Source organism: Nostoc sp. CALU 546, assembly GCF_048836525.1.
Map to the genome: position 1 here is coordinate 142,905 of NZ_JAWJTF010000009.1, position 8,538 is coordinate 151,442.

General features: G+C 41.9%; 6 protein-coding genes. 2 read left to right on the forward strand and 4 right to left on the reverse strand.

From position 1 onward, the window contains the following. Window positions 1-56 precede the first annotated feature (56 nt). Together RRG12_RS07220 and RRG12_RS07225 are read left to right on the forward strand one after the other, a co-directional pair. A complete protein-coding gene (locus RRG12_RS07220; RefSeq protein WP_420758824.1) occupies window positions 57-683 on the forward strand; it encodes a chemotaxis protein CheB in 627 nt (208 codons plus the stop codon). 174 nt (window positions 684-857) lie between these two features. Further along, a complete protein-coding gene (locus RRG12_RS07225; protein WP_420758825.1) occupies window positions 858-2,753 on the forward strand; it encodes a CheR family methyltransferase in 1,896 nt (631 codons plus the stop codon). A gap of 143 nt (window positions 2,754-2,896) precedes the next feature. On the opposite strand, the gene RRG12_RS07230 is transcribed toward RRG12_RS07225, so the two are convergent. From RRG12_RS07230 to RRG12_RS07245, 4 genes are all read right to left on the reverse strand, one after another. Next, window positions 2,897-4,495, reverse strand: a complete 1,599-nt coding sequence (locus tag RRG12_RS07230) for a B12-binding domain-containing radical SAM protein (RefSeq protein WP_069073092.1) — start codon at window positions 4,493-4,495, stop codon at window positions 2,897-2,899. A 309-nt stretch (window positions 4,496-4,804) separates the two neighbouring features. Beyond that, window positions 4,805-5,761 (reverse strand): NAD-dependent epimerase/dehydratase family protein, encoded by a 957-nt coding sequence (locus RRG12_RS07235; RefSeq protein ID WP_069073091.1) that lies wholly within the window; start codon window positions 5,759-5,761, stop codon window positions 4,805-4,807. Between the two features lie 189 nt (window positions 5,762-5,950). Further along, window positions 5,951-7,012: a uroporphyrinogen decarboxylase gene (gene hemE / locus RRG12_RS07240; RefSeq protein ID WP_420758826.1), complete on the reverse strand. Its 1,062-nt coding sequence runs from the start codon at window positions 7,010-7,012 to the stop codon at window positions 5,951-5,953. A gap of 665 nt (window positions 7,013-7,677) precedes the next feature. Next, a complete protein-coding gene (locus RRG12_RS07245) occupies window positions 7,678-8,364 on the reverse strand; it encodes a PEP-CTERM sorting domain-containing protein (RefSeq protein ID WP_420758827.1) in 687 nt (228 codons plus the stop codon). Between the last annotated feature and the right edge of the window lie 174 nt (window positions 8,365-8,538).

Sequence of the window (8,538 nt, forward strand, 5' to 3'; positions counted from 1 at the left end):
AAATTAATCCGATTTGTAACTAAAAAAGTTACTCAGATAGTTATAGCCGCAAAATCATGATTCAAATGGCAGAAAATGCCAAAAATCATCTACCTCACTTTAATCATGCTGCCTTTGATATTGTCGCGATCGCAGCTTCCGCAGGTGGTCTGACTGCTCTAGTTAAAGTGTTATCGACTCTACCCGCAAAATTTCCAGCCGCGATCGCTATTGTGCAACACCTTGACCCCCAACATCGCTCGTTCATGGCAGAAATTCTGAATCGGCGCACGGCTCTTAACGTCAAACAGGCAGAAGAGGGAGATTGTCTTACTCCAGGAACGGCTTATGTTGCCCCACCTAATCGTCATCTGTTGGTTAACGGTGATGGTACCCTTTCCTTATCACAGTCGGAATTAGTACATTTTTTACGTCCTTCAGCTGACCTATTATTTGAATCAGTTGCAGCCACTTACAAAGATAGAGCGATCGCTATTGTGCTAACTGGAACGGGTAGCGATGGCGCAATGGGAGTAGAAGCGATAAAAAAAATGGGTGGCACTATTATTGTCCAAGACGCAAAAACCGCCGAATTTTCGGGGATGCCCTCCGCCGCAATTCAAACTGGCAAGGTAGATTTTATTCTCCCCCTTGATGAAATCTCCACCACCCTGATGACTTTGGTCATGGGAGAATGTAATTAGGTAGGGGGTAGGGGACAGGGGACAGGGAGCAGGGGACAGGGGACAGAGGGCTGAAGAGATATGTAAAATGCAATCTTTGTGTCACCACGATTTAATGAGTCTTTGATACGCATTAATGAGGCTCCAAACTCCACTCCCCCTTCTCCCTGCCCTCTACCCCCTGCCTCCTACCTTATGACTTCCGCAGAAAGAGATCCTAAATTTGAAAATCTGCTGATTTATCTCAGACAAAGCCGGGGATTTGATTTTACTGGCTATAAACGCTCGACTTTGATCCGTCGGGTATGCAAGCGAATGCAGTCATTAACCATAGAAAACTTTGAAGAATATCAAGACTATCTAGAAGTTTATCCAGATGAATTCAATTATCTTTTCAACACTATTCTAATAAACGTCACTGCTTTTTTTCGAGATTCGTCAGCTTGGGAATATATAGCAGAGCAAATATTGCCTAGACTGATTAAAAATAAAAAAACTTCTGACCAAATCCGTATCTGGAGCGCTGGTTGTGCTTCTGGTGAAGAAGCTTATACCTTGGCAATGTTGATGGCTGAAATATTGGGAGCAGAGGAATTTCGCCAACGAGTGAAAATCTACGCCACAGATGTAGATGAAGATGCTCTCAACCAGGCTAGGCAAGCTGTGTATTCAGCAAAAGATGTCCAAACGATACCAGATGAACTGCGGCAAAAATACTTTGAGATTGCCGGGAACCGCTATGTCTTTCGCCAAGACTTGCGCCGCTCAGTGATTTTTGGTCGCCATGATCTGCTTCAGGATGCCCCCATTTCTCGCTTAGATTTACTGGTTAGCCGTAATACATTAATGTATTTTAATTCTGAGACTCAAGGGCGAATTTTGGCCCGGTTTCATTTTGCACTTAATGATAATGGCTATCTGTTTTTGGGTAAAGCAGAGATGCTGCTGATGCATTCTGCTTTATTTACCCCACTAGACTTGAAAAACCGGATATTTACTAAGGTATCAGCGGTGAATCTACGCGATCGCCTCCTAGTCATGGCAAATTCAGTAGATGAAGAATCTAGCAGCCGTTTGTCTCGAAACCTCCGGCTGCGAGAGATGGGTTTTGACACAGCACCGATCGCCCAAGTCATCATTGATATCAATGGCACTCTAGTAATGGTGAACGAGCAGGCGCGGGTTTTGTTCGCCCTTTCCCCCAAAGATTTAGCTCGTCCCTTCCAGGATCTAGAACTTTCCTATCGGCCAGTTGAATTGCGATCGCTAATTGAACGGGCTTATACTGAACGCCGCCCTGTCAGTCTGACAAATGTCGAGCGCTATTTGTCTAATACAGAAACCCAATATCTGGATGTGCGAATTACGCCTTTGCAAGAAACAGACGCCAGTTTTTTAGGAGTCAGCATTTCCTTTCATGATGTCACGCGTTACATTCAACTCCAAGATGCCTTACAACGCTCACAACAAGAATTAGAAACTACTAACGAAGAACTCCAATCTACCAATGAAGAATTAGAAACTACTAACGAAGAACTCCAATCTACCAATGAAGAATTAGAAACTACCAACGAAGAACTCCAATCTACCAATGAAGAATTGGAGACAATGAATGAAGAACTCCAATCTACTAATGAAGAATTACAGACAATTAATAATGAACTGAGCGAACGCACCACAGAACTCAATCGCACAAACATTTTCCTCATCTCTATTCTCAGAAGTCTCCAAACGGGAATAGTCGTAATTGACAACAGCTTTAACATCTCTATTTGGAATTACATGGTAGAAGATTTATGGGGCTTACGGACTGATGAAGTTATCGGAAAGTCTATCTTCAGCTTGGATATTGGGCTACCTGTCGAGCAGTTGCGATCGCCCATCCGCGACTCCTTATCCGGGAAAAAGCAGTTTCAAGAAATGATCCTCGATGCTACCAATCGCCGGGGTAGACAAATCAAATGCTATCTGGCAATCACTCCGCTACTTGGCATGGAAATGCAAGGAGCAGTTTTGATGATGGCAGATGTAGAGAGAGTCAGCAGTATGATTTCTAGTCAAGAAATGGAAGAACGGCGACAGCAGGATTAATTCTTATATAGGACTCAATACTGCTTGGGTAAAGCATTTTGAACTCGGAATTGGGTTTTGGGTAAAGGTTAAAGGGTAAAGGTTAAAGGTTTTTTCTTTCCCCTTACCCCAAACCCAATTCCCCAAAACCATTATCCATTACCTTAACTTACTACTGCTTCAGCTTTTTCCTCAGCTTTCTCATTCACTAGCACATAAGGCTTTTCTACACCTTGTGCTAAATACTCAGCTAGCTGACTTTCAATTTGATCGCGGACAATTTGGCGATACTCTAGAAAATGCTCGTTATGGGCACAAGCAGCGAGGTAATGCTCAAAAACTCCAGGATTCCGCTTGAGAATGCTAAACAAATGATGCCAGAATTTCCAGCGGGTTTCTCGTTTGATTCCTTGTCGCCAAATCACAATTAGCAACGCTTTTACAACTATCCACTCTGGCATTTTCGCTGGCGCTTTCCAACTTGGCAAACCCATCATCAAGAAACAGCGATAGGTGCGATCCAAGTACTGTACTGGGTCGTATAAAGTACAAAATGCCTCAATATATTCTCGTGCAAGTTCTTCCAGAGGACGGGTGGGCAGGAAGTTCATCAATGTTGTTTGGTTGATGTTGCCATCTTGATTTTCCCGTAATCGTCCTTCTTTTTTCAGGCGATGCCAAAGCGCGGTGTTAGGTAACGCTTGTAACATGGCAAAAGTTGTTGAAGGAATTGCTGCTTGTTCTGCAAAGCGGACAATGCGATCGCCTGCGCCTGTTTTTTCGCCATCAAAGCCGATAATGAACCCAGCCATTGGGCGCAATCCCGCTTTGATGATGGTTTGCACTGCCTCAGTTAGAGAACTGCGAGTATTTTGAAACTTCTTGGTCATTTGCAAACTATCTTCATCCGGCGTTTCGATTCCCAAAAACACCGCCGCGAAACCACACTCAACCATCAACTCCAACATTTCTGAGTCTTGTGCCAAGTCAATTGAAGCTTCAGTATCAAATCGGAAGGGGTACTTATGTTCTGCCATCCAGACTTTTAACTCTTTTAGCAACAATTTCACATTTCGCTTGTTGCCAATGAAGTTGTCATCCACCATGAACACACCCCGCCGCCAACCCAATTTGTAGAGGCAATCTAACTCTGCTAACAATTGTGCTGGGGTTTTGGTGCGTGGTTTGCGCCCGTAAAGAACAATAATGTCGCAAAATTCGCACTGGAAGGGACACCCACGCGAAAACTGCACCGACATCATGTCATAAGCATCCAATTCTAATAAATCAAAGCGGGGTATTGGTGTGCTTGTGACATCAGGTTTTTCTGTGGCGCGGAAAGTCCCAGACGTGTCTCCCCTTTTGATTGCCTCAATAAACATGGGTAGCGTGATTTCCCCTTCATCCAGAATCAGAAAATCTGCGCCAACATTTTCAACTTCATGAGGTACAGAGGTTGGGTATGGGCCACCCACTGCGACTAGCTTGCCACGTTTTTTTGCTTCCTGAATTTGGTCAAGTAAATCTTGTTTCTGGACAATCATCGCGGAGAGAATTACTACATCTGCCCATGCCCATTCTGCTTCTGTTGCTGGGCGGATGTTGCGATCGACCAGCTTAAATTCCCATTCTTGGGGCAGAATCGCTGCCACTGTTACTAAACCTAGAGGTGGTAATAAAACCTTGCGATCGACTAACTCCAAGATTTTTTCATAAGACCAAAAGGTTTTGGGAAATATTGGATACATTAATAAGATTCGCATGTAGTATCAATCCTCACACTTTGATTGTTATCCCACTCTAACGAAAATAAAGAGTTATTGACTTTTTATTAAAGTTGTTCTACTTTATTAGTTCGGTTAAGAATGATAAATTTTATACATATTAACCTCAATATTCACTCATTTTATCTACTAACCCCAAAGCTAGGAATAGTAATACTTTTACCTCCTGCCTCCTGCCTCCTGCCTCCTGCCTCCTGCCTCCTGCCTTCTACCTCCTGCCTCCTGCCTCCTGCCTCCTGCCTCCTGCTATAAAATGTGTTTGCCCTAACGTTAAAAATGTCAAATACCTTACTTCACACTTTCAACACCACTATTTTTTAAAACATCGCTCATGGTTGCACAATAATTTGGCAAGCCGAAACTATCGGGATTGATGGATTTTTCATAAGTAAAATGCCGATAGTTCATGCAAAACCGATCCCAAGCAGCCATCCGAATGCGGAACAGAATAATAATTAAATTAGCCAATGCTATAGATATGGGAATGCGAAAGTAAATCTTTTTTCCCAGATAAGCACAAACTTCTTTCACTGCTTGATTAGCAGTTAACTTTGCTTGACCTAAAACCAGCCGACGTGGTTGATCGTTTTCGGGAGGATGATCGATTAAATATTGCACGACGGTGGCAATATCTTGTGCGTGGATAAAGTGAAAACTACCATCTGCTTCTAAAAAGCGAATCACATTAATATATTTGGTAACTTCTGTAATACCAGATGTGACAGCAGAATAGGGTTTATTCGCATCACCGCCCAATACTACAGTGGGAAATACTGTGGTAATTTTGGGTGCGATCGCTAATTTTTCTTTTTTCTCTAAGCACTCATATTTAGAACGGATGTAATCTGTCCCAATTTCTCCGGCTTCTTTTAATGGTTGATTATACCGATCTAAAACGCTAGCTGTGGAAAAATAAATCACCTGCTGGCAACGTTCTGGATCTAGTAGTTCGAGCAACTCTAAAGTCTTAACGACATTAATATCAAATGTCTCATCACCACCCCAAGCTGTGGCTGTGAGTACCGCCGTATCAATTGTGGATAGCAAATCGGCAAACTGGCGAATATTTTGCATATCACCTTGTAAAATATTGATACCTGAACGTGCCTTAGTATCAATTTGCAGTTTGCTTGGGTTCCTAACTAGTAGATACAGTTCGTGATCTGTTTCTTTAATTAAGGCTTCTGTTAAATAATGACCTACACAACCACTTGCACCAGTTACTAAAATTCGCTTCTGGCTCATAGAAAATTTTTCAAAATTTAGGAGTTACAACTAAAGAGTTAAGAATAAAGTTAAAAGTTCCGAATCAGGAGTTATTAATAAAGTTAGGAGTTGGAAGTGAGGAGTTAAGAATAAAAGATAACTTTGCACCTCGTAACTGATAACTTTATAGTTTATAACTCCTGACTCATAACTCATAACTCATAAATCCTAATTCTTAACTCCTGCAAGATTAAGTTCCTTCGCCGTTTCAAAGAAGAAAGCGACATTTTCTTCGGGAGTTTCTGGTAATACACCGTGACCGAGATTGAGAATATGACCCCAATTACCAGCTTTGCGAACGGTATCGAGAATGCGATCGCGGATAAACTGTTTAGAGCCGAATAGCACGCCTGGGTCAAGATTTCCTTGAACTTTCATTTGTTTACCCAATCTGGCTCGTGCGTCTGCCATATCCACAGCCCAGTCTACACTGACAATATCAGCGCCAGATTGTCCCATTCTTTCCAACACACCGGCACTACCGCTAACTAGCAAAATCAAAGGTGTATCGGGGTGGGTTTGCTTGACTTGCTGGAAAACTCGCTGCTGATAGGGGAGAGCAAAGGTGTCATAATCTTGAGGACTCAATTGGCCCGCCCAAGAGTCGAACATTTGGATAACTTGAGCGCCAGAGTCAATTTGGTAACGGGCATAGATCGCGATCGCATCTGCTAATTTAGCTAACAGTTGATGCAATATCGTCGGATCTGAAAATGCCATGTTTTTGATGATGGAATAGGTTTTAGAACCTTTTCCTTCTACTGCATAAGCTGCTAACGTCCACGGCGCACCCACAAAGCCCAACACTGTTGACTTATCGCCTACTTCAGAACGTAGCGCTTGCAAAATTGTCTTGATAAATGGTAGAGCTGCTTCTGGTTCTAAGGGATGCAGAAGATCAATTTGTTCTTGAGTGCGGAGGGGTGAGTGAATGATTGGCCCCTTACCTTCGGCAATATCCATGTCAATGCCCAAACCAGGTAAGGGGGTGACAATATCAGAAAATAAAATTACTCCATCTGGTTGGAAGGCTTTCCACGGTTGCAAGGAAACTTCAATTGCTACTTCTGGAATTTCCGAGCGATCGCGAAACGAAGGATACTTATCTCTTAAGTCCCGATATGCTTTCATATATCGTCCCGCTTGTCGCATCATCCATACAGGGGGACGATCTACTACTTCACCACGAGCAGCCCGTAAGAGATGAGGAGTCGTTGAATAAACACCCATTTATTATTTCATCCTACTTTATGCCACTGTTTAGCTTATCATTCTGGGATTACGTTTTTCCATTAGATTATCAGGAAAAAGTGAGTGACTCCGCGCAGTGGCTTGATTCGCTCTTTATCAATTTTGAGGAAGTTAGTAAATTAATAAAGCATTATTTGCAATCTTTCTTTACAAAGTGTCCCCAATTGCAGGGATATCAGCGGATACCGATAAACAGTAATTACCGCCAGAATTGAAACGGAAAAATTAAAGAGTTTACAAAAAAGCTGTGGTAAACTAAATTTTTTGGTACGGAACATTTAGATAACTAGTACAAAAGACAAAAGTAAAAATCAAAGAAATTTGTATAGCAAACTTTTTACCCATTCCAGATGGTCAGTTAATTTTTGCCATCATAACGTACTATATATAGCAATCCTAAATGGGTTATCAACAAAAATATCCCCGACTTCTCGAAGAAGTGGGGGATCTAAACCTTTTAGTAGAGAGAAAATCAATTAAAGAAGAAGTCAGAATTCAGAATCAATGAGTGGGAGATTCAGACCCACCACTGATTGTTCGCGCTTGCGTCTCGTAGAGAAGACCACTCAATTTTCGATTTAGTGGGGGTATTAAACCATTTGATTCAGACGCGACTCGAAAATACTCGCTAACGCTGGAAAAATTTATCCTTTCACTGTCACTTTATGTCGTGAGCGTTTGAAGAGTGAAGTCATACCACAAGCACCTATTGCTAACACACCTAAGATCGCATTAGATTCGGGAACGCTCTGGGCTAGTCTATAGGCGTGATTATCTGTTTCAAAGGCAACACCATTTGAGCGCATCACAACCCGGTCAAAAGTTTCTCCTGTATCAGCTACAAGATTGATAAACATATTAGCTTGAGAGCTAGTCCAACTACCATTAGCTATAGCAGTTGGCACATCTGCACCACTAAAAGTTTTTAACTTCTGATCGCCTTTGTAAATGTCAACAAAGTTGTAATCATCTAATGAACCTGCATAAAAACCGAAGTAATTAACAGCTTCCTTGAAGTTAATATTGACAAAACCACTGTCGCCTGCAACATTACTACCTACTGGAGCAATTGTTAGAAATTTGGTGTTATCTCCATAAGGTGAGGCGTATTGACCAGATACGCTACCTTGAACAATGTTACTAGTAATATTAGAGTAAGTAACAAATCCATTAGGATCATTTGCTGTGCCATCGTCAAAGGTAACAGTTTTGGCATCAGCATAGCTAGAAAACGGGCCACTGTTGACTTGTAGAGTTACGGCACTAGCTGGATTTGCACTCATGATCACAGCAGTTGTTCCCAGTAGAGCCAAGGATAATTTTTGCAACATTATAGTTATAAACCTCAAAGAACACAAAGAGAATTAAGACTGAACTTTTATTGAAACCTAGCCATAAAAACTTGGTTTCCTGACTCCAACAACCTAGAAGAAAATCGCAAAGATTATTAGGTCTTTAAATATGACTTTTGTTGGGTACAACAAGCTCGAAGATGTAAGTTTATC